We start from the raw sequence: 26,424 nt of genomic DNA on the forward strand, positions 1-26,424 counted from the left end.
AGCTCTTCTGCCTGCGCGAGGCTTTGACTCATCACCCCATCGACGACCCAACCTTGCTCCATACAATGCTCAAATATCGCCATCGCCTTATCCATGATCGGCTCGTATGGTGCTTCAAACTCTAACAATGTATAAAACTTAGTGCGCGACTCAAACGGCTCTTGTACTTGACCATGTGCCATTAACTTGTCAATCGCCACGTCATCAAAGAACTCAAATGCGGTTAAGTCAATTTGTGCTTGAAAGGCAGAGAGTACGTTCATGACGTCATTAAAGCTGTCCATACCGAGCACCATGACGTTTAAGTCTTGTGGCTGACGTTCAAGCTTGATTTGTGCATGGGTGACAAACCCTAGTGTCCCTTCGCTACCGATGAACAGTTGACGCAGATCATAACCTGTGGCGTTCTTGACCATACCGCGATTCAGCTGCAAGATATCGCCTTTACCAGTGACCACAGTCAGCCCCATGATCCATTGACGGGTCATGCCGTAGCGAATCACTTTGATACCGCCAGCATTGGTGCCGATATTGCCACCGATTTGACTTGATCCTGCTGAGGCAAAGTCGACAGGGTAGTAGAGGTCTTTGGACTCTGCGAACTGTTGCAACTGCTGAGTGACCACACCTGCTTCAATCTCGACCATGCGATCGGCAGGATAAAACTGTCCGATACGGTTCATTTTATCCATACTAACGACGATTTCACCATTAGCAGCCACGGCGCCAGCTGATAGACCAGTACGACCGCCACTTGGAGTCAGAACAACGTTGTGCTCGTTGGCAAGGAGTACGATAGATTGCACTTGCTCGGTAGTTTTTGGAAAAACAATGGCAGCAGCAGCAGGCGCAAAGTGCTTGGTCCAGTCTTTGCCCCAATGCTCTAAGCTCTCAGCGTCGGTTTTGATTTGGCTGGCATCAAACTCATGAGTATCAATTAAAGTACTCAAAATAGCTTGGACGGCAGTTGCATTGGTTTCGGGTGTAGGCTGAGCGGTAGTTGGCGTCATGATAAAATCTCAATATTAGCGTAAACACGATGCTGGGGTTGACTATTATATAACGAAATATCTCTAAATTCAGTGATCAGTCAGCTCGTGATGGCAATAAGTAGGTGATAATCTGTCTATATGGCAGGCTGTAAATTACAAAAAAATGGTCTGGTCAGTTTCAAACAGAATGATTCACTATAGCATAAAAATTTTTCAGGCTTGATAACCAATAATTCATCTAATCTCCTAACATCGACGTCGAATTTTGTGTAAGATATCGGGACTGTTTTCGTTTCATCCCTCAGACTTATCCCACTGATGATTTTTATAAGACAATTATAGGACAGTTCTCATATGGCGTTATCACTACAGAAAGACAAAATACGTTTTTTATTGCTTGAAGGTCTACATGCCAATGCTCTAAAAGTATTGGAAGGTGCTGGCTATCATAACATCGAAAATATCAGTCACGCGCTGGATCAAGATGAGCTGATCGAAAAGATTAAAGACGCTCACTTTATTGGTATTCGCTCGCGCACGCAGCTGACTCGTGAAGTACTTGAGCATGCGCACAAGCTGATCGGTATTGGTTGCTTCTGTATCGGTACCAACCAAGTAGACTTAGAAGCCGCTCGTGAACTGGGTATTCCAGTCTTTAACGCCCCATACTCAAATACCCGCTCGGTGGCTGAACTGGTATTGGCCGAAGCTATTATGCTATATCGCGGCATTCCTGAAAAGAATGCGACTGTGCATCGCGGCGGTTGGGGTAAGTCTGCCACCAACTCACATGAAGTGCGTGGTAAGACCATCGGTATCGTCGGTTACGGCTCTATCGGCTCACAACTGTCAGTATTGGCAGAAAGCTTCGGTATGAAAGTCATTTATCATGATGCTGTCACCAAGTTGCCACTAGGCAATGCCGTGCAAGTAAGTAACTTAGAAGAGTTATTATCAACTGCCGACATCGTGACCTTACATGTACCTGATGTCCCAAGCACGCGCTATATGATGAAAGCTGAACAATTCGCTCAAATGAAAGAAGGCAGTTACTTTATCAATGCTGCACGCGGTACGTGCGTCGAAATTGACGACCTAGCTGCTGTGCTTGAGTCTGGTAAAATCTTGGGCGCGGCGATTGACGTGTTTCCGAAAGAGCCAAAATCTGCTGACCAAGAGTTTGAGTCACCACTACGTAAATTTGACAATGTTATTTTGACGCCGCACATTGGTGGTTCAACTCAAGAAGCGCAGGCTAATATTGGTTTGGAAGTGGCGGATAAATTCGTTAGATATTCTGATCAAGGTGATACTGCGACCGCTGTTAACTTCCCAGAAGTGTCTGTTCCATTCAAAGAAAACTCGCATCGTCTGCTGCACATTCACAAAAACGTACCGGGCGTACTGTCACAGATTAACCGCTTGTTTGCTGAAGCGCATATCAATATCTTGGCACAGAGCTTAATGACGGAAGGCGATGTTGGTTATTTGGTCATGGATGTCGATTACAATGATTCGACCGCTGCGTTAGATCAGCTGAAAGACGTAGAAGAGACTATCCGCGTACGTATCTTATTCTAGTATAGTCAATCCACTATAAAAGCGTTACAGCGTTAACCTCGCTTGAAGTATTACATATACATCTGCACTCGGTTGCCTTGTACCACTTTCAAATTGGATCAACTATATCAGCGTTGATTGTTTTGATAAGCACTGACAATTTGTCATAAAAAAAGAGAGGCTCTATTAATTAGAGCCTCTCTTTTTTGTTTAGCTTGAAGTAAGACTGTTTATCTATTTTTGGCTTGATTGGCTTCTTCTGCTTGGCGGCGTGCTTCTATCTTAGCCGTTTTACGCTTTTCTATGACATTCATTACGTCGCTGCCGATATGCGCTTCACCACGTTTTTTCGCTAGCTGCATTTGATGCTCACGCTCACGGAATCGCGCTTTTTGCTCATCGGTTGCCTTCTCAATACAATGCGGGCATGACTCACCTTTGATATAGGCGGAGCTTTGCATATCATCTTGAGTAATGGGCATGCGGCAAGCGAAGCATTGCTCATAGCTGCCTTTTTCTAAATTGTGATTGACCGACACGCGATTGTCAAAGACGAAGCAATCGCCTTGCCACATAGAGTCGCTGGCAGGTACTTCTTCTAGATATTTTAGGATGCCGCCTTCTAGATGATAAACCTCTTCAAATCCTTGCTCTCGTAAGTAGGCAGTAGATTTCTCACAGCGGATACCACCCGTACAGAACATCGCGACTTTTTTATGCTTCGTTGGGTCAAGCTCTTTTGCCACATATTCTGGGAACTCGCGGAACGTTTCCGTATTCGGGTTGACCGCATTTTGAAACGTACCGATTTGCACTTCATAATCGTTACGGGTATCGATGAGCATAACCTCAGGATCAGAGATAAGCGCATTCCACTCGCTTGGTTTTACATAGCGACCGACCGATTGCAAAGGATCGATATTTTCGACACCCATCGTGACGATTTCTTTTTTGAGCTTCACTTTAGTACGATAAAAAGGCTGGGCGTTGGTATAAGATTCTTTAAAGGTAAAACTGCCAATCGCTTCGATATTACGCAGGTAGTCAAGGACGGTGTCAATACTTTGGCGCGTACCAGAAATCGTCCCGTTAATGCCTTCAGCGGCAATCAATAAAGTGCCTTTAACGTCGTTATCGAGCATGGTATTTAGGATTGGCTCACGATATTGCTCAAAGTCAGCAAAGCGCGTGAACTTATAAAGGGCAGCAACGACGATATTATTGGTGACGCTATCGTAAACGGGGGCTGACTTGTTATCAGTTACTGTGTTGTCTTGGATATTGCCATCTATATTTTTGTCTTGAGTGATGCTCATGTGTTTCTCCTGCTGGCTAGGTCGCAAACCTAGTGCGTTGGGTTAACAGTCTGGTTCAAATAAACACGCTATTGTGTCATCCTCGCTCGATGTACTCTGGGTACAATCTGTGCTCGGCTTCCTTATATCGCATTCATTTGAAATAGACTTGGTTGGTTTAGAATGAGGTATAACACTAGCCCGATTGTGGGATTAGCTAATGCGCGGGTAGTGTAGCAAATTTTGGATGGGTTTTGAATAGAAAGCATCACTGTGCCTGAGGGATATATTTGGGTTTTCAAAATATTATCCTGCTTGGGCGCATACCAAATTCTGTGTAACTCCTATTTAGATTAAAGGCTCATGATTATAGGTTTATATTCTATTATTGGTTTAGAGACAGATCTAGAAAACTCACTCGTACTACTATCTAAATAATCTTTATCAAAATTTAATTTATATATATCAGGCATTCGTATAAACTCTAACCACTCATTTTTCATCCATGATTCAACGATATCTTTATCTAAAATTGATATTAAATTGGCCATTTGAGCATGCGGTTTATCGTAGTAGTACACAATCACTCTAATTGAATTTTCTATACCATTATTGAATGAAAATATTTCATGAACGTAGTCACTATCAGAGGAGTCTAAGGAGTGACCCCAAATATAAATTTCAATGGGATGCCAGAACTCAAAGCCTTCATTTTTTACTTTTCGCTCTTCTATTTCTGTTATCAATGACTTAGGTTTTAGAAACTGATAATCAGTATTATTTACCATTTTTTGATAATACTTCACAAATCCATATGCCCTCTCATCTTTCAATAGTTTGTTTTCTAGATCTGAGATGCCTAAGACAATTTTGTTATTTTCTTTTTCACCAGCTTTTCCGTGTAAAAATTTAATATTTGTATGTTTGTATAAACGCTCAATAGTGGATGAGTAGTTGAAGCTATAAATCATTTCTAGCTCATCTTCGAGTACTTTAGGTACTTTTAACTCTAGATTTGATTCTAGTCTGTTAATAAACTCAATATAATTTGAAAATATATCTATAAATTGAATCAATTGTAGCTCTAGAGACTTAAATATCTTTGATTCATCAATATTCAAAGGATTATTTTGATAATACTTTATGAAGCTTGAATTTATAGTTAATCCTCTACCATCTGCTATGTCATTTTCATCTGCTATAGAGAATTTGCAGAGAACGTCATGTAAGAATGGATATTTCCTTATTAATTGAATATTAAATAAGTCAGTACTAAGAAAAGATTTAGATTTATCTAGGGTTGAAACAAAGTATTCTATATTGCTTTCTATTTCAGTAATCATATGACAAACAGCATCTAGCACTGTCTCCATCTCATTTTCAAAGTCTATCCATGTGTCAATACCACTATCAATATAGCTTTTAAAATATTGAAACCAACCATTATTTTTTAATTTATCTTGAAGGTCTTTAACTTTTTCTAACGGTAAGACTACATCCTCAGTCTTATAGAAGTTGATAGTATTTTCAAAGAAGTAATTTTCATTACTTATTAAGTCTGTATATAATTCCTGAAAAGTCATTGGAGTATCTTGACTATAGGCTTCCACATTACGCATAGCGTGCATGAAATGGTCATACTTGGTAGGTAAAAAATGAGCTAAATCAAACCCATTACCTAATATTAGTATTTTTCTTGTTCCACTCATACGAATGTTCCTTAGATTTTTATTATACAATATCTGTTTTTTAAGGACATTGATTTTGATCTATATAGAACTAGTAGTTCCTTCTAGTCCAAATCTATCTAGGCTCATATCACTTTGCTTAATAACAGAAACTAACTATAGCACCAAACACAAAAAATCCAGCGCAAAGGCTGGATTTTTATTTTTAAACTAAAACTGTATGTTGCTAGATTTACTTACTCTGAAACCAAGTATCCGCTTTGCTGCGAGCGCTAGCGATATCTGAGCTTGATAAGTTCAATGCCAACTGACCGATTTTACCACGAGCCTTGTTACGGACTTTTTCATCTAGCATGCCATCACGGGCAGCCAAGTCGTACCATTTATAAGCATCGACTAAATTCTTTTGCTTCTCATCTAACAAAGCAAGCGTATAGCTGGCACGGTTATCACCACGCATGGCGGCTTTCTCTAACCAAACTTTCGCTTGTTGCAAGTTAGGCTGCACACCTTCACCGCGCAAGTACATGATGGCAAGATTCAACTGAGCAGGGGCAACGCCTTGCTGAGCAGCTTTGGTATACCATTGGATGGCTTGCTGGGTGTTTTGGGCAATGCCTTCACCTTTTTGCAAACGTTTGGCTAAGTAAAACTGAGCGTGATCGTTGCCTTGGGCAGCACGATTAGACAATTCACTGACAGGCATTAGCTCAAAACGTGAGGTATCAAGTGGCACGTTTGATATTAACTCAGCGTTGGCAAGGCCGGCACAAGAAAACAAGGCAGTGAACAACGCAGCTTTTAATAATTTCATAGCAGCTCCAAAATTAGGCAGTTAATAAGCAAAAAGAGTTGTACCGCTAAACATTGTCTCGCTAAAGACAGTTAGGCGGTGATAACAATTAGGTGAAATCTTGCGATATAAACCTACCTAATTATTAGCAATATAATTAATCATTGAGTGTCGCAATCACCGTTAGTCGGACCGATAAACGGTCGAAATCAGGGTGCGGTTGACACTATTTTGCTAGCTTAACACCCAAACTTACGAAACTCAAATACTAATTACACGATTTAATCCTCAACACTACCTTAGCGTCCTCAACAAAATCATAGAGTTACTAAGAGGTAATAAAGAATTAACAATGTATTAAGGTTAAAAAGGTGTGTATTAGCCATCATTAGATAGCTTGAAAGGAAGTAGAATTGCCTATAACTATACGGGTTTTTGTTTGGTCACGCGGTAAATAGCGACGTCTGCCAGCAGATTTGGCGCTTGGCGTATCAATGCTTTCATGAGCGGTGTGTGACCTTTTTCCGAATCACTAACGGCAAAGCGGTTAATAATATGAATGTCATGCTTGGCACAAAGCTGCTCAAAGTCTTTAAAGGTACATAGATGAATATTTGGCGTGTTATACCATTCATAAGGCAGCGCTTCTGAAACGGGCATCATGCCTTTAAGCCCTAAATGCAGCCGGTTTTGCCAGTGGGCAAAGTTAGGGAAGGTGATAACTGCTTCGCGGGCAACTCGCAGCATATCAAGCAAGAGCACATCGGGTGACTTGACCGCTTGCAGGGCACGCGCCATGACGACGGTATCGAAGCTATCATCAGCGAAACGCGCGAGACCATCGTTCAGATCTTGCTCAATGATGGACAACCCTTTGGCGATACCATCATTGATTTTTTCTTCGTCAATCTCAAGCCCATATCCCGTCACGCCACGATTTTGTTGTAAATGCGCGAGCAATTCGCCATTGCCACAGCCTAAGTCTAGTACGTGGGACTGCGGGGCAATCCAACGCTCAGCCAATTGATGATCCATTCTCATGAGCGCTCTCCAGTTTTCCGATGGCTGTTTTTCGACTGACTATTTTTTGACTGGCTGTCCGTGATAAATGGCGCGGTCAAAAACCCTCTGACGGCACCCATATAACGGGGGATATCGAATAAGAAGGAATCATGACCATGCGGTGCATCGACATTGATATAGTTGACGGGTTTTCCAGTCGCCATTAAGGCATCGACAATCTCTTGCGAGCGCTCAGGGGCAAAGCGCCAATCGGTGGTAAACGACACCACTAAGTACTGACACTGAGTATGGGCAAAGGCCGCTTTGAGCGCCGCTAATTCTTGCTGACGATCAATTTCATTGTCAGTTTGAGCATCATTGTCATTGTCGGGTTCATTATTAGTTTTTAAGTTGTCAGTTGCCACATTATCAGTTTTTAAGTTTTCAGTGGCGACATTGTCAGTAGCTAAGTCATCTGCAAGCTCATATTTAGCAGATTCTTCAGTCGCATTTTTGGTCGTTTCGACAGACGCCGCGATTGAGTCCTCAAGTAGCACTCCAGACTCCGACGGATTTGTAGAGTCTACTGATGGTGTTGATGGCTGTACGGATGATTGTACTGACAGATAGCCACGCGTTGGGTCAAAGTAATCTAACGCTTTGGTCATAAGCAAATAAGTATTGGCATCGAAGTTTTCGCTAAAGCGCTCACCTTGATAGCGTAGATAGCTTTCAACCTGAAACTCGACATCATAGCCATACATAAATTTGCCAGATTTTAAATCACGACCGAACTTGGCTTTCATCGCATCATCGGTCAAATAGGTGATATGACCAACCATTCGTGCGAGGATTAGTCCGCGACGAGGATAGGTGCCTGCTTGTAAGTAGCGACCATCTTTGAAGTCAGGGTCAGACAATATAGACTGACGTGCTACTTCATTAAAGGCGATATTCTGTGCAGAGAGCTTTGGTGTACTAGCAATCACCACACAGCGTTTTAGCCGCTCTGGATAGTCGACTGACCATTGCAGTGCTTGCATGCCGCCCATAGATCCGCCAACGATGGCGTGCCATACGTCAATGCCGAGACGATCTGAGAGCATGGCTTGCGTTTTCACCCAGTCTTTAATCGTAACGAGTGGAAAGTCAGGGCCATAAACAGGTGGTTCAGTGCTAGTGCTTTCGTCATCTGCGCTGATGCTATCAGGATTAAGCGTCGTAGGACCTGTCGAGCCAAAACAGCTGCCGATATTATTGAGGCACACCACATAAAATCGATTGGTATCGATGGCCTTATTAGGGCCAATCATATTGTCCCACCAGCCTGCCTTTTTATCATCGGCACTATACCTGCCTGCCGCATGATGGTTACCAGATAAGGCGTGACAAATTAATATCGCATTTGATTTACCGCTATTGAGGGTGCCATAAGTCTCTACCATCAAGTCAAACGAGGGCAAGGTTCGATTGCACTCCAAGGTCAAGGGTTCAGCGAAATGGAAGTTCTGTGGTGTGACGATTCCAACTGAGCCAACGGTATCGACTGAGCTATCCACATGAGCGTGATCCTTTGGGGAGTGGTCACTGGTAGTACTATCAGGACGTGCGTTCAAAGCTACCTCGCAAGACGACAATTATCAATAAAAAATAGGACGGCAATATGCTTGCCTATTGTATGGCGATGCGTGGATGAGCACAACCTTCGAGTTGAGTCTTTCGCGCACAGTAAAAACTCAGTGCGTATCAAATTGTAGGGTTGCTACTTTTACCATGCGTTATCGCGCTATAAAATGCTACACTAATAATCGTTTATCCTATATTCTTTTTTAATCAACCTAATAATAAAATAGTACTTTATGAAACCAAAACTGCCCCCACGTATTGCTGTTCTATTGGTCAACCTTGGTACGCCTGATGAGCCGACAGCGCCTGCCGTGCGTCGCTATCTAAAGCAGTTTTTATCAGACCCGCGTGTGATTGAAATCCCAAAATTCCTGTGGGCGATTATCCTGAATCTGTTTGTGTTGCCAAGCCGTCCTAAACGCGTGGCAGAAGCTTATGCCAGTATTTGGGATGGTGACTCGCCAATGCGCAATATACTGAACCAACAAGTAGCGATGTTAGATACGCGTTTGGCTGAGCAGGCTGCACCATTTCGCGTTTCTGTCCATTCTGCAATGAGCTATGGTAATCCAGGTTTGCCCGATGTGATGGACAAACTGCGTAGCGAGGGCGTTGACCACTTTGTGATGTTACCCGTATTTCCACAGTATTCAGCGACTTCAACGGGCGCAGTGTACGATGCCATTACTAAATGGTCTCTAAAGCAGCGTAACTTGCCTAATATTACGATAGTTAAAGACTACTTCGCGCATCCTTTATATATCAAAGCATTAGCGGATAGTATTCGTCGCTTTCAAGCGGTACATGGCAAACCTGACAAGCTTATGTTTAGCTTCCACGGTATTCCGCAGCCGTATATGGATAAAGGCGATCCTTATCCTAGACGCTGCAAATGTACCGCAGCGCAAGTGGCACAAGCGCTTGGCTTAAAAGATGATGAATGGATTATCAGCTTTCAGTCACGCTTTGGTAAGCAAGAATGGGTTAAGCCTTATACCGACGTTATACTCGATGAATGGGCTAAATCAGGTGTAAAATCAGTACAAATTCTCAGTCCAGCGTTCTCAGCGGATTGTCTAGAAACCTTAGAAGAATTGGCGATTGAGAACCGTGAGAACTTTCTTCATGCTGGCGGGCAAGAGTATCACTATATCCCAGCGCTGAATGCCGATGAGGCACATATTGATTTATTAGAAGCCATGAGTGCGCCATTGGTCAAAGGTTGGGCAGGCACTTTGGATGGTTGGGCTTAATTGATTAAATTTGCAAATCAAAAAATACCGGACATAACATCCGGTATTTTTTTGCCTAAATGGTTTTAATTGAATTGACTAGAATGAAATAAAGTTGGGGTATTCGTTATCAATGTGTGAGAATATGCCAAATAACTATTTAAAACCTTTGCTAATTTTATATTTGCTTAACTTTGTCTTTAAGGATGACTATGTCTAGCTCTAACCATTCACAATCCAATGTGTCTCTACAAAAACCTAACGGACAACCACCAAATTTACCACCAACTGATGAGTATGGCGGCCTATTACCGCAGTTATTGGCAAGTCCAAGAAAATGTGATGCAGCGGCTGGCATGAGCTGGATTGTTAAAGCGTTTGGGCTGTTTAAAGATCAACCACTATTATGGTTTGGCATGAGTGTGACATTTCTAATAATCGTTGGCATTGCTTCTTCAATACCTTTATTAAATATCCTGATCATACCGACTCTATTTATGTTTCTTGGGGGCTTTATTAAAGGTGCAGCAGCTCAATCGCAAGGGGCAGAGCTGCGTTTTGATCATTTATTTTCAGCATTTAAAAGTCACTGGCAGCCCTTGCTAATCCTTGGCTTATTATATTTAGTGGGTATTATTATTTGTATGATTCCGCTGTTTATCGCTATGGGTAGTATGATGTTTTCTATGATGACAGGCGGTATGGGTAGTAGTTACGGAATGATGAATGATATCTCTTTAGGAAGTATTTTCCTTGGTTATCTGTTGTCTATGCTACTGATAATCCCACTTTATATGGCACTATGGTTTGCGCCAGCGTTAGTGGTACTACATAACCTCAAGCCCATTGCCGCCATGAAAAAAAGCTTTGAAGCAGGCAAAGTTAATGTCATGCCTATTTTAGTGTATGGTTTAATATCAGTGTTGTTATTACCTATCCTGACTATGCTGACCTTGGGACTGGGTGTATTGTTGATACTGCCAATTATGTTGCTCACTTACTACACCAGCTACCGAGATGTTTGGACCGATCAGCCAGTGTCAGCAGTGTAGTTTTTGAATTTGATAAAACCTTAAAATTTAAGTGCCTTTTAAGAAGCAAAAAATCCCGCTCAATGCTATCGAGCGGGATTTTTTTATGACTAAAGAGTTGTTCTAAAAAGAGTCATCGTTACTACGTTCTGCTGCTTCTTTATCAGCGATATCCATCGCATCTGGATAATTATTGTCATCTAAATTGTCTTGCACTAAGACTTCATCGACACGTGATTCGTCGATATTTTGGCGATGCATGGGCGTTAGTCCTTGCGTGGCATCTGTACCGACTTCTGAATTATCAAACCCAGCACTATTGTCGATCACGTCATCATTATCAATCGTGTGCAGCATAGGATTGTCTAGATTCACTTCTTGACTGTTATCATTGATGTTTGTATCACCTTCAATGTGATCCATATTTTCTGGTAGCGGACTCTTTGAATTATCCATAGTGGTTTCCTTATTATCGGTGGTTATTATTAGGTTGGCGGTTATTATTAGATAATTATCAGCTGTTATTGTTGATTTTGTTTATCAAGATTCATTTATCAAAGTTAGTGTGACGCGTTATGATAGCTACTGATAGTAGTAAGGTGTCACAGGATGTTCAAAAAATGTAAGACGGACAATAAATAAGAGGTGCTTAATGGTAGCTAGCAAGAAGGGTTTACTCACATTATCATTAATAACAGCCTCGTTGATGGGTGTCACGGTAAGCATGACAGCTTGCGAACGTTTGCCTTTTATTAATCCTGAGGGTATGAGAGAAACGAGTCATGTACAGCCGCCGCTTATAATCGATGCCAAGCTGTCAAAAGCTACGACGATAATAAATTGTGCACCATTGAAACCCAAGCAGACGGTGACGGTAAAAGGTCATAGCGCACTCAGTAACGGCTGTGATTTGACAGGCAAGTCGATACGCTTTGAGCTAAACCACTCAAACAGCTCACTCGACTGTCGAGGCGCACGGCTTAGTACCACGGCTGATGACCCATCAAAAGCTAGTGCTATTACCATTAAGCCTAAAGCGGATGTGGCTATCGACAATATTGCCGTTGCCAATTGTCATGTGGAGGGCTACGGTCATGCGCTGCACATTCGCCAATATAGCAATCCCAATGAGCGTTACGCGCGTGGCTTTATTAGTCCTGCTGCCAACCGTGCTCTTGCGCCAAGTAATATCCGAGTCATTAATGTCAGCAGTCGCAATAGTATCAATAGTGGGATGTTCGTCGGCGATCATGTGCATGACATCACTTTTGATAAAGTGCATATCCAAAACGCAGGCACCGTTGGGCTCTATTTAGAGTTTGGTAGTCGCGATAACGTGATTAAAAACTCTGTGTTCGTCGGGAATGGTTTTCGTACGTTTAAACCCAATCGTGAAGCTATCGCCGTCGATTCATCGAGCAACAATCGTATCGCAAATAACCAATTTATCCATAATGGCGCAGGCAGTATATTGTTATATCGCAATTGCTTTGAGCACGCCGATGATCCGACGCGGGGCAATCATTTTAAACGTACCGAATCGAGCCGTGACAATATTATCGCTAACAATAATTTTGAAGATGAGCCAGTTGGTGTATGGGTGGCATCAAGACAGTCACGCAATCTGAAAGGTTTTGAATGCGGTGCTTATTTGGTTAAGCAAACGCCATTTGCCAGCTATCATTTAGACAGTGCTAAAGACAATCAGATCATTAATAACCGTTTTGGGCAAGTCGAGCAGGGGATTATCGTAGAGGATGACGGCACGCTGATTAAGGGCAATAAGTTCGCAGCAAACGTCCGCTTACCTATCAGTGTTGGTTCTGAGATTCGTGAACAAAGCACAGTCGGAGCAATAATGAATACGCAGATTAAAAACAATACCTTTATCGATAAATCTATCGAACAAGCCATTGAGATTAGCGCTGCAAGCAAAACGGCTACCCATATTGAGTAGCCGTAGATATTTAAGCAATATTGATAGACCATAAACACTGCACTGAAAGTTTTAGTGATTGGCGTGGCTCAATCCATCATTTAACTTGTGCAACAGGCAGGATTCAAAGTCGCTTAATGTAAATTTCCATAAATACAGCAAGGCAATCAAATAAATAAAGGTTTCAGCCAGCTCTTCAACTATCCCACCAAAAGCGTGAGGGAACACGATAGCGTTCTCTCCCATATACTGTATCACAGCCAATACAGTGACACTGAGATAGAGTGAGACATGAACGTTCTTCAACACTGCCCAAAGGTAACGCCTCGAATAAGCCAATAAGCCAAGCGCAACGAGGTAAATAAGGGTCAGTACACTGTCTTCCCACCAGTCATAAGACTGATTGAGAAATGAAAAATCACTGGGAACCAGTAAATCTGGTAGATAGTTCAACTCTCGACGAATAACAGCGACAAAAACCAGCACCGTTGCCAACCAAAAAGCCTTAATTTGTCTGATATGACTCTGTATAACATACTGTGAGCTGCGCAATAGACATGCTATCAACAGTATAATGCCAGGGGCTTCAATGATGCCATCTGAACTCAAAATAAATGACTCCCGATTTTTAAAAAACAAAAAAGTGAGCGCAAAGGCTCACTTCAAAGCAAAAAATAATGAATGAATAATTATGATTTAATGTGCCACCATTATAACGCCTATACTGAGATATTACCGTTATAAAATATAACCAACTGGTCATAAGTGATTGTTAATATGAATAATAGTTAGGGCGTGTCTTCAATTCACTCGATAGTCATCTGAATGGGCTAAAAATGGCTAAATCTTGCCAAACATCGTCAAATAGCTGGTTAATATCCCGATATTATCTGCACTATTTTTCTTGTTTGACGGCAATTTATCTCATTTTTATCACCATTTTTGAAATGAAGACACGCCCTAATCATTCATTGTAGTCTTGGTTATTAGAAATCTTTACTTTTTCTAAGCATTTAAAGACCACTTATCTCAGGTCTAAGCGAGTGACAGTCTGTAATTAATGCGCCTCATCCCAGTTTTGACCACTATCAGTCTCAACCAATAATGGCACTGCAAAGTCGACGTTCCAGCCTTTTTCCACGGCTGTCGTCCTTAAGACATCTTGCATTGCATCGGTAATCAACTGGCTAATCTCATCGACCTTATCGGCATCGACTTCGAACACCAGTTCATCATGGACTTGTAGCAGCATCTTAGCTTGCTCTTTTGGCAATACCTTATCGACGGCAATCATAGCAAGCTTAATTAGATCAGCCGCTGAGCCTTGTAGTGGTGCATTAATCGCCGCACGTTCAGCGCCTTGCTTGACCATGCGGTTGCTATGGGTGATATCAGGGGTATAGAGTTTACGACCCAATATCGTCTCGACATAGCCTTGCTCATGAGCGCTGGCGCGCGTATTGATCATATAGTTTTTCACACCCGGATAGCGATCAAAGTACATATCGATATAGTCTTGCGCCTCATTTCGGCTCATCTGCAATTGCTTAGCCAGACCAAAGGCGCTCATACCGTATAGCAGACCAAAGTTAATGGCTTTGGCATTACGGCGCTCAGTTGGCGTGACATCTACGACCTCTTTGCCAAGCACTTCGGCGGCAGTCGCAGCGTGAATATCTAACCCTTCGTTAAAGGCGTCAGTTAAGTTCTTATCACCTGAGAAATGTGCCATGAGACGCAATTCAATTTGTGAATAATCCGCTGCGAGAATCACGCGACCTTCTGGTGCGATAAAGGCTTGGCGAATTAGGCGACCAGTTGCCGTACGAATCGGGATATTTTGTAAATTGGGATCAGTCGAAGACAAACGACCCGTGCTGGTCAATGCCTGATGATAGCTGGTATGCACACGATCAGTTTCGCTATCTGCGACATTATCAAGCGCATCGGTATAAGTGCTTTTGAGCTTAGATAGTCCGCGATATTCTAAGGTGATATCGACCAATGGATGATCTATTTTTGATAATACCGCTTCACCAGTAGAGTATTGACCGGATTTGGTTTTCTTGCCACCCGGAACACCGAGTTTCTCAAATAACATCTCACCCAATTGTTTGGGTGAGCCTAAGTTAAATTCTTCACCAGCGATTTCATAAGCCTGTTTTTCAAGCGCGATAATTTCTTCATCGAAGCGTTTTGATAATTCGTTTAAGAATGGGCGTTTAATTAAAATGCCATTTGCTTCCATCTGGCACAGGATCTCTGCCGTTGGAATCTCTAACTCATGTAGCAGCTTGGCATTATTGGCATCGTTCGCCAGCTCAACGCTGAACACCTCAAATAATTGATAGGTAATGTCAGCATCTTCACAAGCATAATCGCTAGCGATATCAATGGCGACTTGATCAAAGGTGACTTGCTTAGCGCCTTTGCCAGCGACGTCTTCATAGCTGATAGTTTGCGTTTGTAGATAATGGCGTGCTAAATCGTCCATACCATGGCGAGTAATCGCAGCATTAATCACGTAGCTGGCAAGCATGGTATCCATCGCCCAATTATTAGGATTGGCATGAATGCTACCTAACAAGTCGATATCATAATGACTGAGGATATGCGCATCGTATTTTAGGTGTTGACCGATTTTACCGATATTTGGATTTTCTAAAATTGGCTTTAGGCGTGTTAAAACGGTATCACGGTCGAGCTGTTTAGCCGTTAGCTCGTCACCCTCTAGACTATGCGTCAGCGGAATATAATAGGCTTCATGCGCTTGTACGGCAAAAGATAAGCCGACGATTTCAGCTTGACGCCAATAAACGCTAGTGGTTTCGGTATCAATGACAAAATGCGGCGCAGCCTCTAGTAGTTGGACCAGACTCTCAAAAGCAGGCTCGTCTAAAATCGTGTGCCACGCTCTATCAGGATTTTGGCTGTCAGTGATATTATCCATCTTGCTTGATTGTAGCGACTTAGCGATTTGCGCTTGTGATTCCGTGTTTGCTTGACTGTCAGCGACACTCTGCGAGCCATTTGCAGGATGATTTGGGTGGTCAAGAGACGCTAGCTCGTTTCTAAACTCAAGCTCATTATACAATTCGCGTAATTCGTCTATATGAGCACAAGGATCGGTATTGATTTTCAGATCGTTCCAATCTTGACCGATAGCTAAGTCTGTCACGATGGTGGCAAGCTTCCTATTAAACGGAATATCGTCAGCGTGTTCAATCAAACCTTTGGCACCGCGACCTTTGATAAAACCAATATGCTTTAACATATTGCCGATATCGCCATACTCAACGAGTAAGTCTTTTGCCGTTTTTTTACCGATACCAGGCACGCCTTTGATACCGTCTGAGGCATCGCCCATCAATGTCAAAAAATCAATCATTTGGTTTGGCATAATACCAAGTTTGTCTACGACCGCTTGAGTGTCCGTGACTTTGCCAGTAAAGCTGTCTTCCAATATGACGCAGTCATTAACCAGCTGCATCATGTCTTTATCGCCAGTTGAGATAACCACATGATGGCCTTGTTCAACTGCACGATGCGCCAGTGTCCCGATGATATCATCGGCTTCTGCACCTTCGATACGTAACAGCGGAATACCTAATGCGGTCACCAAGCGATGGATATAAGGAATTTGCTCTACCAGCTCTATGTCGATGGGCGGGCGAGCGGCCTTGTAATCAGCAGACATATGGTGGCGAAAAGTCGGTGACTTGGTATCGAAACAGACGGCCATATGAGTAGGGTGATAACGACGCATCAGCTTGAGTAACGCATTGAGCGTACCACGGATAGCATTGGTTATCAGGCCTTGCGAGTTTTGCATGGTCTTTGGTAAGGCATGATAAGTGCGAAACAGATAGTAAGAGCCATCAACCAAAATAAAAGGGGGCTGATTGCTGTCCACATGACTGGTGTCCATGGTCGCTACATTGGGCATGGTATCAAAGTTTGGCAAAGCGGCAGGATCAATCGCTTGATGGGAATTGTGGTCACTGTCGGTAATGAAGTCGGTCATAGGATCAGTCATAGAAGTCACTTATCAGCTATTAGATAGAAATATGTGCTTATTATAACGATAAAAATGATGTGTGCCGAACTGCTTAAAAGTTATGATAGGTTCTATAGTTAAAACATTATAAAAACGCGACGGTATGGCTGATATCAATTTTCCTTGCTTGCTGCTATCACAGAGGCTACGAAAAATTCATCCCAGTCGCACTGTATCTGTTTTAAAGTGAATCCACTATAGCGTTATTGTTTTTTGACCAAAATTTAAGAAAAAAAAGAACCCAGCGTTAACTGAGCTCTTTTATATCTATTACTGATACTGTCATTGATCAGGAATTATTTTACTTCTGACGTCACTTCACTATCGATATTACCGTGTGTGGCTTTCGAGTATGGGCAAACTTTATTGGCTTTTTCGACCAGCTTTTGAAATTCATCGGCAGATAGCCCAGTGTTTTCAGCAGCCACATGAATTTTCACCGCCAATTGAAAGTCTAGACCTTCACCTTTACGTAAATCTACCGATACTTGAGTGGTCGAGTCAAATTTTGCTTTTTCTTCGCCTTTGACTGCCGCAAGTGCGCCATCGAAGCAAGCCGCATAACCCATGGCAAATAATTGCTCTGGATTATTACCGTCTTTACCTGAACCCGGTGCGACCATATTAATGGTCAAATCACTATCTTGCAAACTAGCTTTACCAGAACGACCGCCAGTGACGGTTGCTTGAGTAGAGTATAGAGTTTTCATAACAAATCCTTTGTAATTGGTTTATTTATATAATTGTTAAATTCAATCAGCCATTAAGCATAACAAACTATGCGCCTAGCTCCATAGGTCAGTCGTAACTATATGCTACGACTTTGTAAGTGAGCATTTGCATGGATAATGAGAATATTTTTAACATTCACCAATAAGCCCTGCTACACAATTAATGGCTTTAGATATATAAGTCATGGCGACATTGATGTAAACTAGTAACATGGTTTTCATACCAATTTCATACGCACATTATCAGCAGAGATGTGCAAAACATCCTAACCGTAAGGACACCTTATTATGAAAGCAACAGTATTTTTGCCTATGACCTTATCTTTGCTCGCGATGGCACTCGTGGGATGTGGCGAAGACGATGACGGTGTCTACGGTTCAGGCGGCAATAAAATTACGCTGACGAGCTTTTCTAATAGCTATGACAACCAAGCCAACGCGAGCGCCATTGCGCGAATCGAACAGACCTACCGTACTGGTGGACGTGAAATAAAAATAAAAAATCTGGTCAACAGTTACAACAACCAAAGTCTTAATAACTTAGACAGAACCGTGCTGGCAGATGATTTTGAAGGTAGACTGGAAAATAACGATATTGAAGTCAATGGTCGCACGGTTAAACGTCCTATTTATGAGACAAACAGCAACAATAAATTGAACTATGAGACCACCTATAAAACCCTTGATTTAGCAGGTTTGAACGCTGGTAGTTATAGTTCTGGCACCAATATAGACAACAGCCGCGGCATCATTACTGATTTGAACAACTATCCTGATATTCCAGCCAATGTGACGTTCCCAGCTGGCTCGGTTTGTTATATTCCAGTTGTCACTAGCGAGCGCTCGTTTTTAGCCTTTAGTGACAGTAATAAAACGGGCTATAGTACGCTAAACAGATGGATTGACGCGGCCGAAGAACGTTTTAACGACGATAGAGACTTTAGCACCTCGCGCTTTGGAGTGGGTTTTGACAACGACCAAAAAGCGGCGCAAGTGACGTTTTTTGAGTTTAACAACCAGCCTGCTTATCGATACAATGGTGTTGAATATGATAATGATATTTATGAAGCCGATTATGTGGCGCAAGGCCGCATTGACCCGAATATCAACAGTGTGCGCGGTGTCGTTGACTGTACGCTAGTCAATGAGGTGGCAGGGGACTTCTTGGCAGCGCAAATCACGCGCTATTATTAAATTCCAAAAAATGACTGACACTCTCTATTTAACGATCTAGAGAGTGTTTTTTTATGCGCTAATTCTGCACCCTCACGCTAAATCCGCTACAATACGCCCATTATTTATTTTATTTATTGAAATTAATACCCAAAAGAAAGTTACTGTCTAAGAGACAGCCTTTTTGAAGTTAAGGTTGAAGCCAAAAATTATGAGCGTAGATCCAAAGAAATTGAACAAAGAAGTGGCCAAACGCCGCACCTTTGCCATTATCTCGCATCCCGATGCGGGTAAGACCACCATGACCGAAAAGCTGCTGCTATGGGGTCAAGCGATTCAGGTGGTTGGCGAAGTAAAAGGCCGAAAAACTGACCGTCATGCCACGTCCGATTGGATGAGTATGGAGCAGGAGCGTGGTATTTCTATCACCACTTCAGTCATGCAGTTCCCTTATCAAGACCATATGGTCAATCTACTAGACACGCCGGGTCACGCCGACTTTAGTGAAGATACCTATCGTACGTTGACCGCTGTCGATAGCGCGCTAATGATGGTTGATGGTGCGAAAGGCGTTGAGGAACGAACCATCAAATTGATGGAAGTTTGCCGCATGCGTGACACACCGATTATCTCATTTGTGAACAAGCTAGATCGTCAGATTCGCGAGCCGCTTGAGCTGCTGAGTGAAATTGAAACAGTGCTTAAGATTAAATGTATTCCGTTGACGTGGCCGATTGGTATGGGGCAGGATTTCGTTGGCGTCTATCATTTGACCGAAAATAAGACTTACCTTTACGAAAAAGGTAATGGCGGCAAGATGACGGTCTCTGAGACCCGTGACGGTTATGATTATCCGGACATACGCGAGCGTCTTGGGAAGCTGATGTTTGATGCTTTTGAAGAGTCGCTTGAACTGGTACAAATGGCGCTAGAAGACTTTAGCGAAGAGGCATTCTTAGCGGGCGAGATGACGCCAGTATTGTTCGGTACGGCACTGGGTAACTTCGGTGTCAATATGGTACTCGATACCCTTGTAAAATATGCACCGCCCCCAAAAGCCCATCCGACTACTGAGCGTGAAGTCTCAGCATCTGAGACAGATTTTACAGGTTTTGTCTTTAAGATTCAGGCCAATATGGATCCGCGTCATCGTGACCGCATTGCGTTCTTACGCGTGTGCTCAGGTAAGTACGAGAAGGGCATGAAGCTGAAGCATGTACGCTTGGGTAAAGACGTGCGTATTGCGGATGCACTGACCTTTCTCGCCGGTGACCGTGAAGCGCTAGAAGAAGCTTATCCGGGTGATATTATTGGTCTGCATAATCATGGGACAATTTCTATTGGCGATAGCTTTACCGAAGGTGAGGAGCTGAACTTTACCGGTATTCCACATTTTGCGCCTGAATTGTTTCGACGTGTCGTTCTAAAAGATCCTCTGAAATCCAAGGCTCTACAAAAAGGTCTACAGCAGCTAAGTGAAGAGGGCGCTACACAGGTCTTTATGCCGCAGATTAACAATGATTTAATCTTGGGCGCGGTGGGTGTGCTACAGTTTGAAGTGGTCGCGCATCGTCTCAAAGAAGAGTATAAGGTTCAATGTATTTTTGAGCCAGTATCGATTGCGACTGTACGTTGGATCCATTGCGATGATGATGTGGCCTTGGCTAAGTTTAAGAAAAAAGCCCACGATCAGTTATCAATCGATGGCGGTGGTTATCTGACCTATCTTGCGCCATCGCGAGTCAACTTGCAGCTGATGCAAGATCGTTATCCAGAAGTGACTTTTAGCAATACTCGCGAGCATTAATATCTGTTATTTAAGTATGAGCAAATGGTTGAAACCTATTTTCTATCTTTTAAAAGACACGCTAGCCGTGTCTTTTTTATTGCCTGTCGTTTAGTCCGTTATTAAATCGCTATTTCTCATAAACATCGATACTAGCATTTTGAAACTGGCACTTCAAAAGATTAATACCTCAAAAACACAAACAGTGTTTCAACAATACATCACAGTAGTTACGGTAGAATATTATTAACCATTATATTATTAACCATTGTTTTTTTATGGAAAGAATTATGACAGCCATGCCTCAATCTAGTAGCGCCACACCAAAAGCCAACCAATCGTTAGTACTGAGAACGACCAGTCTACGCCGAGTTGGTACGTTAGTGACTGGCCTACTATTTGGGGCAATAGGGTTGTCAGCTAATGCGGGTAATCTCATTAGCAGTACCGACTATTTTGATTATGAGTTGCCCAACGATGTGCAAGAGAAATGTGCCGAACGACAGAATTGTCCAGAGATCGAGATTAAGTATCTCAAAACCAATCATGATTGGATAAACGATATGACCAATGCCCGTATCAATCATTTCGTCGTCAATAGTAAACCGACTGAGTCAGCATCTATTAACACCAGAGCGACGCCAGCCATCGTCAAGGCAGCTCTTGATGACTTTGCGAGCTCACAATTTATAGATATGCCAAACGACAGTTCAGGGTCGTATAATTTGATGGTCACGCCTGATTATTTGGGGCATGTGAGTGATTTTGAGTTGTTTGAAATCAACTCGTATGTGTTTACAGGTGGCGCGCATGGCATGCCCTATAGTGAGTATTTAATATTCGATGCCAGCAGCAAAAAGCAAATCCAGCTGGCAGATATGTTACAGACGGGCAAAAAATCACGTTTTGAGGCGCAAGCTTACGCTGCTTATAAAACATGGGTAAAAACGGTCGATAATGACCTGAGCAGCTATGAGAAAAACTGGCCATTTACCCTGAGTGATAACGTCACATTGACGGATAAAGGCGTCGATATTCGCTATCAACATTATTCTATTGGGCCTTATGCTTATGGGATGCCAGTCTTAAGTATCCCTTACAGTAAGCTTGGTGGTGTGATCAAGCCGCGTTTCATGCCCAAATAACCGTTTTATTCCGAAATAATATGAGTCATAAATTTTAGAAAACCATTGAACATTTAATAATAAATTAAGGAGCGATGTTATGACGAGCGATATAGAAAACACAGTAGCGACAACAGAGTCAACAGTTACAGATACTTGGCGTCTCAACGCCTTAACAGTAGCGCTGGGTGATCTGGCACTAACTGTGAGCGACAGCTTGTCTGTGGGGCGTGGTAGTGATAATGACGTCGTACTTGGCAGCAAGGAAGTATCACGCAATCACGCGGTGCTGAGCGTACTAAACGGTAAGCTGTACGTCAAAGATCTGGACTCCTCTAACGGGACGTTTATTAATGAGCAACGTATTGATAGCAATAAGTCTAAGCACCTTGAGGCCAATGATACGCTTGGCTTTGCCAGTTTTGCCTTCACAGTAACGCCGTTGAGTGTCGTAAATGAGGCTGTAGTGGATGAAGCTGTAGAGCAGCCAGTCATCGCTGAAGAACCGATAGTCGACCACGAACCTGTCGTTGATGTTACTGCTGCGCCAGTTCTCGCATCAGATTCTGTTAATACCCATGATGCTAATACCCATGATGCTGAGTCTAGCGTTGCCGATTCGAGCAGTGTTGATTCTGAAACTGTTGCTTCCAAAACCATTGACTCTGAGATTAGTCCGTCTCCCGTCGTAGAAGAGCAGGTAGCACCGACTGTTGCTGACAAACCAGAGATGGCTACTGATACACCAGAAGTGAATCCTGAGCCGCCTGTAGAGGTTGAGCCTATCGTGAAAGAAACCATCATTGCAGATGTGTTGTCATCAGTGAATAGCTCGGATAGCACTCCTGTTCAACCAGCGGATATTACCGAAAGCAAGGTTGATAAGACTAATGAGGCAGCTACTCCAGTCGTTAAAGAAACGATGATCGAAGAAGTCTTAACCGCCAAAGATACTGTGGATACCACACCTGTGCAAGCGACTCCAGTTGCCGCCGCCGCAGTAGACGAGCCGACGCCCATTACTGAGCAAGAGAATGCTATGTCTAAAGAGGTCATGCCTACAGAAACAATAACTGAGACGCCTGTTGCTGAGACGCCTGTTGCTACTGAAAAGCCTTTAGCCAAACAGCCCGTTGTCGAGCAACCAGCATTAGACAGTGCAGAGCATGACAAAACCACCAAAACTGAACTGCAGGAAGAGGCTGATCCGGATGTCTTACGTGCTAAGCAAGCAGCAACTGCTCAGTTTTCAGGTACGGCCAATCTAGGACAGGATCACGATCTCGGTACCGAAGGTAATAATGCCATGGATCAAGCCGTTGATAACCCTGCCAATGCTGGATACGTAGAGAAGAAGCCCAGCGGTGGTTGGTTTATATGGGTGTTTGCCGTCATTCTTATCATTGGCTTAGCGCTATGGCTGTTCAATATGGGCGGTGTATAAGCCAAGCTTTGGCATGTCCATCATGTCATGCTGAGATGCATTAAGGCTAACATCCTTATACTTATAACTAGCGTTCTATAGCGTCAACGTTCATGAGAGTGTTGACGCTATATTTTAATTGTGCTTTTACTCTCTTTTTAAGATTGCTTTTAAGTTTATGGCCTTTTGCCAATATTGTGTTAAGAGACAGCTACTATGATGACCTTTGTAGAATATCAAGCTTTCAAAAATCAAGGCTTTAGTCATGCCCCTTTGGTAAAAAAACGTTTGATGGATGCGCAAACGCCCGTGTCGGTATTCTCTAAAGTACGTGATTTGAATGGTTCTGCTTATCTGTTTGAGTCCGTGGTAGGTGGTGAGCGCTGGGCACGATACTCTATGATAGGCTTGGGCAGTGATCTGATAGTACAGTATGCTAACGGTAGTATGACGACCAAAAAAAACGATCATACGGACACCGAGTCAGTAGAAAATCCATTTGAATATATTCGTCAGTTAATGGCTCAGTACCAGATGCCAACAGTTAAGGATATTCCCACATTACCGAGCTTCAGTGGCGGTTTGGTGGGTTACTTTGGCTATGACATGGTGCGGGTCATTGAGCCTAGTGTAGGCCTGTCTGATGCGCCTAATCCGATGTTAATGCCAGATATGTGGCTGATGCTCTCGATGAGCGTCATCGTCTTTGACAATTTAGAAAATACTTTATCAATTATTGTTTATGCTGATTGTCAGGCTGAGGATGGTTATAGCATGGCCATACGTGAGCTAGAAAAAATCGAAGAGAAGTTGGCAGAGCCGTCAAATTTATCTGCGCCAGTTATGCCGACTCCAGCTTTTACCTCGCAGACAAGTGTAGAAAAATATGTTGGCGACGTCAAAAAGATAAAAGCTCACATCGAAGAAGGCGCTGTGACGCAAGTGGTCGCATCACAGCGTTTGACGGCGGATTATACAGGTGACTCACTGGCTGTCTATCGTGCGCTACGATACCTTAATCCATCACCTTATTTATTTTTGGTACATGGCTATACGCTTGATGATCACAAGCGTTTTGATATCATTGGCGCTTCTCCTGAAAGCCTGTCACGTATCGAAAACGGCAAAGTGACGGTGCGTCCACTGGCTGGTACCCGTAAGCGTGGCCGAGATGAAGCAGAAGACCTAGCACTCGAGCAAGAGCTACTCAACGATGAAAAAGAGACTGCAGAGCATTTAAGGTTCATTGATTTAAGCTGCGAGGATATTTGCCGTGTCTGTACAGATGGCAGTGTGAAAATCACTGAAAAGATGTCTATCGAGCGTTATTCACAAGTCATGCATATTGTGTCCAATGTTGAGGGCAAGGTGCTGCCTGATAAAGATACGCTAGATGTGTTTTGCGCTACCTTTCCTGCTGGTACATTATCAGGCGCACCTAAAATTCGTGCCATGCAAATCATTGACAAAATAGAGCCGGTGCGTCGAACAGTGTTTGGGGGCTCAGTAGGATATCTGGGTTGGAATGGGAATATGGATACGGCTATCGCTATCCGAACAGCAGTGATGCGCCGTGGCCAAATACATATCCAAGCAGGGGCAGGGATCAATGCCGACTCTGTGCCAGAGGCGAAGTGGGATGAAACCAATAAAAAAGCACTTATATTGGTAAAAGCGGTAAAAATGGCCTGTAATGGATTGTATATTCGTTAGCGATATTGTCAGTCGTATCGCAAAAATAAGAGTCGCAAGCATAAAGAGCCATCAAGCTTGAATTTTTATCTGAAAAAAATAGCAATATAATCAATGTCTTGAATATTATTATTAAAATAATTGGAAAAAACATGAAAAAGAGCTTGCGTCTGTCCAAATATTTGATAGAATAGCCACCACTTTGAGAGAACAAGCCGACTTAGCTCAGTTGGTAGAGCAACTGACTTGTAATCAGTAGGTCGCCAGTTCGATCCCGGCAGTCGGCACCATCTCTCTCAAAGTAGCTTTTTATGAATATGTCTTGAATTAAAGCCATTTTTATTCAAAGCAACCTAAGGTGGGATTGGGGAGCGGTCAAACCCAACAGACTGTAAATCTGTCGCGAAAGCTTCGAAGGTTCGAATCCTTCTCCCACCACCATATTTTCTAAGTTTGTCATAGCGCCAAGCATACTCGATATATAATCACTCTTTCTTAGAGTGAGCTTACAGAAGAGTAAATGCGGGTGTGGTATAATGGTAACACCTTAGCCTTCCAAGCTAATGACGCGGGTTCGATTCCCGCCACCCGCTCCATATAGGCACAATCGCAAAAACTATTAAACATTCATCACGACAGTCAGTATATTATTGCTGTATCGTGATATTTTTTTTAGTGCAACCCACTGGTTGGCTACTGTAGTTGTTAAAAGCATGCTCATATAGCTCAGCGGTAGAGCACTCCCTTGGTAAGGGAGAGGTCTCGAGTTCAATTCTCGATATGAGCTCCATTTATTATTTAGCCTTTTATGTTTGCTTTGCTACTTTAACACACCGCTTTATGTCGATATCGAAATTATAGAATATTGAAAACAATAAAAAATTGGTACGGTAAATAAAAATTTAAGGGTGACACTGAGGTGTTGCCTTTTAGTGCTGTCAATTTCTAAATCAACTGCATTCACGAAAAAATACTGTAATGACAATGTTGTATAATTACAGTGTAATGCTTGAAAAGTTAGTGATTGAAAAGTAGGTATAATGCCTGCATATAAAAGTACGGTGTTTATATTGTACTAAAGCATTTAAAAGCAACACGATAAAGTAATTTTTAGTAGATAAGCCATAGCGTCAACGGTTTGATGGTTTTATACGCATCATAAGCCGTCAAACAGCTATTCATCGATCTTTGACTGATAAAGATTCACCAAAAAAAGAGGAAATACCCATGGCAAAGGCCAAGTTTGAACGCAGCAAGCCACACGTCAACGTCGGTACCATCGG

The 26,424-nt window shown here is 42.7% G+C and carries 19 protein-coding genes and 4 tRNA genes; 13 read left to right on the plus strand and 10 right to left on the minus strand.

Translation table 11 applies throughout. From position 1 onward, the window contains the following. A partial coding sequence (locus tag IOD06_RS13235) for an FAD-binding oxidoreductase (protein ID WP_194621245.1) occupies positions 1–1,010 on the minus strand: 1,010 nt, incomplete at its 3' end. 336 nt (positions 1,011–1,346) lie between these two features. Here IOD06_RS13235 and serA point away from each other — a divergent pair. Beyond that, on the plus strand, positions 1,347–2,573 hold the full coding sequence (gene serA, locus IOD06_RS13240; RefSeq protein WP_194621246.1) for a phosphoglycerate dehydrogenase: 1,227 nt from the start codon (positions 1,347–1,349) through the stop codon (positions 2,571–2,573). 209 nt (positions 2,574–2,782) lie between these two features. Here serA and IOD06_RS13245 read toward each other — a convergent pair whose 3' ends face one another. From IOD06_RS13245 to IOD06_RS13265, 5 genes are all read right to left on the minus strand, one after another. Then, positions 2,783–3,868 carry a rhodanese-related sulfurtransferase gene (locus tag IOD06_RS13245; RefSeq protein WP_227670065.1) on the minus strand — a complete coding sequence of 362 codons (1,086 nt, stop codon included), beginning with the start codon at positions 3,866–3,868 and terminating at the stop codon, positions 2,783–2,785. A gap of 332 nt (positions 3,869–4,200) precedes the next feature. Continuing rightward, entirely contained in the window at positions 4,201–5,556 is a 1,356-nt protein-coding gene (locus IOD06_RS13250; RefSeq protein WP_194621247.1) for an AbiH family protein, read from the minus strand. 211 nt (positions 5,557–5,767) lie between these two features. Beyond that, positions 5,768–6,349: a tetratricopeptide repeat protein gene (locus IOD06_RS13255; protein WP_010201739.1), complete on the minus strand. Its 582-nt coding sequence runs from the start codon at positions 6,347–6,349 to the stop codon at positions 5,768–5,770. A gap of 402 nt (positions 6,350–6,751) precedes the next feature. Beyond that, entirely contained in the window at positions 6,752–7,369 is a 618-nt protein-coding gene (gene metW, locus IOD06_RS13260; RefSeq protein ID WP_010201738.1) for a methionine biosynthesis protein MetW, read from the minus strand. Further along, complete coding sequence (locus IOD06_RS13265) at positions 7,366–8,889, minus strand: homoserine O-acetyltransferase (RefSeq protein WP_194621257.1); 1,524 nt, start codon at positions 8,887–8,889, stop codon at positions 7,366–7,368. Before IOD06_RS13265 ends, metW begins: the two co-directional genes overlap by 4 nt. A 300-nt stretch (positions 8,890–9,189) precedes the next feature. Here IOD06_RS13265 and hemH point away from each other — a divergent pair, with 300 nt between their 5' ends. Beyond that, positions 9,190–10,209, plus strand: a complete 1,020-nt coding sequence (gene hemH, locus IOD06_RS13270) for a ferrochelatase (protein WP_189582626.1) — start codon at positions 9,190–9,192, stop codon at positions 10,207–10,209. 191 nt (positions 10,210–10,400) lie between these two features. After that, on the plus strand, positions 10,401–11,240 hold the full coding sequence (locus tag IOD06_RS13275; protein ID WP_194621248.1) for a BPSS1780 family membrane protein: 840 nt from the start codon (positions 10,401–10,403) through the stop codon (positions 11,238–11,240). Positions 11,241–11,342: 102 nt separating this feature from the next. Here the strand turns inward: IOD06_RS13275 and IOD06_RS13280 are convergent, their stop codons facing one another. Next, complete coding sequence (locus IOD06_RS13280; RefSeq protein WP_010201734.1) at positions 11,343–11,675, minus strand: hypothetical protein; 333 nt, start codon at positions 11,673–11,675, stop codon at positions 11,343–11,345. A gap of 196 nt (positions 11,676–11,871) precedes the next feature. Here IOD06_RS13280 and IOD06_RS13285 point away from each other — a divergent pair, with 196 nt between their 5' ends. After that, complete coding sequence (locus IOD06_RS13285; RefSeq protein WP_194621249.1) at positions 11,872–13,176, plus strand: right-handed parallel beta-helix repeat-containing protein; 1,305 nt, start codon at positions 11,872–11,874, stop codon at positions 13,174–13,176. 51 nt (positions 13,177–13,227) lie between these two features. Here IOD06_RS13285 and IOD06_RS13290 read toward each other — a convergent pair whose 3' ends face one another. The 3 genes from IOD06_RS13290 to IOD06_RS13300 all read right to left on the minus strand — a co-directional run bounded on the left by IOD06_RS13290 (position 13,228) and on the right by IOD06_RS13300 (position 17,922). Then, the gene (locus tag IOD06_RS13290; RefSeq protein WP_194621250.1) at positions 13,228–13,764 is read right to left on the minus strand and encodes a hypothetical protein; all 537 of its coding nucleotides are present in this window, start codon (positions 13,762–13,764) and stop codon (positions 13,228–13,230) included. Between the two features lie 448 nt (positions 13,765–14,212). Beyond that, positions 14,213–17,179 carry a DNA polymerase I gene (gene polA, locus IOD06_RS13295; protein WP_194621258.1) on the minus strand — a complete coding sequence of 989 codons (2,967 nt, stop codon included), beginning with the start codon at positions 17,177–17,179 and terminating at the stop codon, positions 14,213–14,215. Between the two features lie 329 nt (positions 17,180–17,508). Beyond that, a complete protein-coding gene (locus IOD06_RS13300) occupies positions 17,509–17,922 on the minus strand; it encodes an Ohr family peroxiredoxin (protein ID WP_194621251.1) in 414 nt (137 codons plus the stop codon). 309 nt (positions 17,923–18,231) lie between these two features. Between IOD06_RS13300 and IOD06_RS13305 the strand changes: the two genes are divergently transcribed. The 9 genes from IOD06_RS13305 (at position 18,232) to IOD06_RS13345 (ending at position 25,931) form a co-directional block, all read left to right on the plus strand. Further along, positions 18,232–19,137, plus strand: coding sequence for a hypothetical protein (locus tag IOD06_RS13305; RefSeq protein ID WP_194621252.1), 906 nt, complete (start codon positions 18,232–18,234; stop codon positions 19,135–19,137). Positions 19,138–19,327: 190 nt separating this feature from the next. Then, a complete protein-coding gene (locus IOD06_RS13310; protein ID WP_010201724.1) occupies positions 19,328–20,923 on the plus strand; it encodes a peptide chain release factor 3 in 1,596 nt (531 codons plus the stop codon). 269 nt (positions 20,924–21,192) lie between these two features. Then, entirely contained in the window at positions 21,193–22,047 is an 855-nt protein-coding gene (locus IOD06_RS13315; RefSeq protein ID WP_194621253.1) for an RsiV family protein, read from the plus strand. Positions 22,048–22,126: 79 nt separating this feature from the next. Next, positions 22,127–23,470, plus strand: coding sequence for an FHA domain-containing protein (locus IOD06_RS13320; RefSeq protein WP_194621254.1), 1,344 nt, complete (start codon positions 22,127–22,129; stop codon positions 23,468–23,470). Positions 23,471–23,665: 195 nt separating this feature from the next. Continuing rightward, on the plus strand, positions 23,666–25,162 hold the full coding sequence (locus IOD06_RS13325) for an anthranilate synthase component I family protein (protein ID WP_194621255.1): 1,497 nt from the start codon (positions 23,666–23,668) through the stop codon (positions 25,160–25,162). Positions 25,163–25,355: 193 nt separating this feature from the next. Beyond that, positions 25,356–25,431 (plus strand) — tRNA-Thr (locus IOD06_RS13330). 67 nt (positions 25,432–25,498) lie between these two features. Then, positions 25,499–25,582: transfer RNA gene (locus IOD06_RS13335), tRNA-Tyr, on the plus strand. 81 nt (positions 25,583–25,663) lie between these two features. Continuing rightward, positions 25,664–25,737 (plus strand) — tRNA-Gly (locus IOD06_RS13340). A 119-nt stretch (positions 25,738–25,856) separates the two neighbouring features. Further along, positions 25,857–25,931, plus strand: a tRNA-Thr gene (locus IOD06_RS13345). Positions 25,932–26,424 lie beyond the last annotated feature (493 nt).

It is taken from the genome of Psychrobacter sp. N25K4-3-2, from assembly GCF_015351755.1.
In the GTDB taxonomy this organism is placed as follows: Bacteria; Pseudomonadota; Gammaproteobacteria; order Pseudomonadales; family Moraxellaceae; genus Psychrobacter; species Psychrobacter glaciei.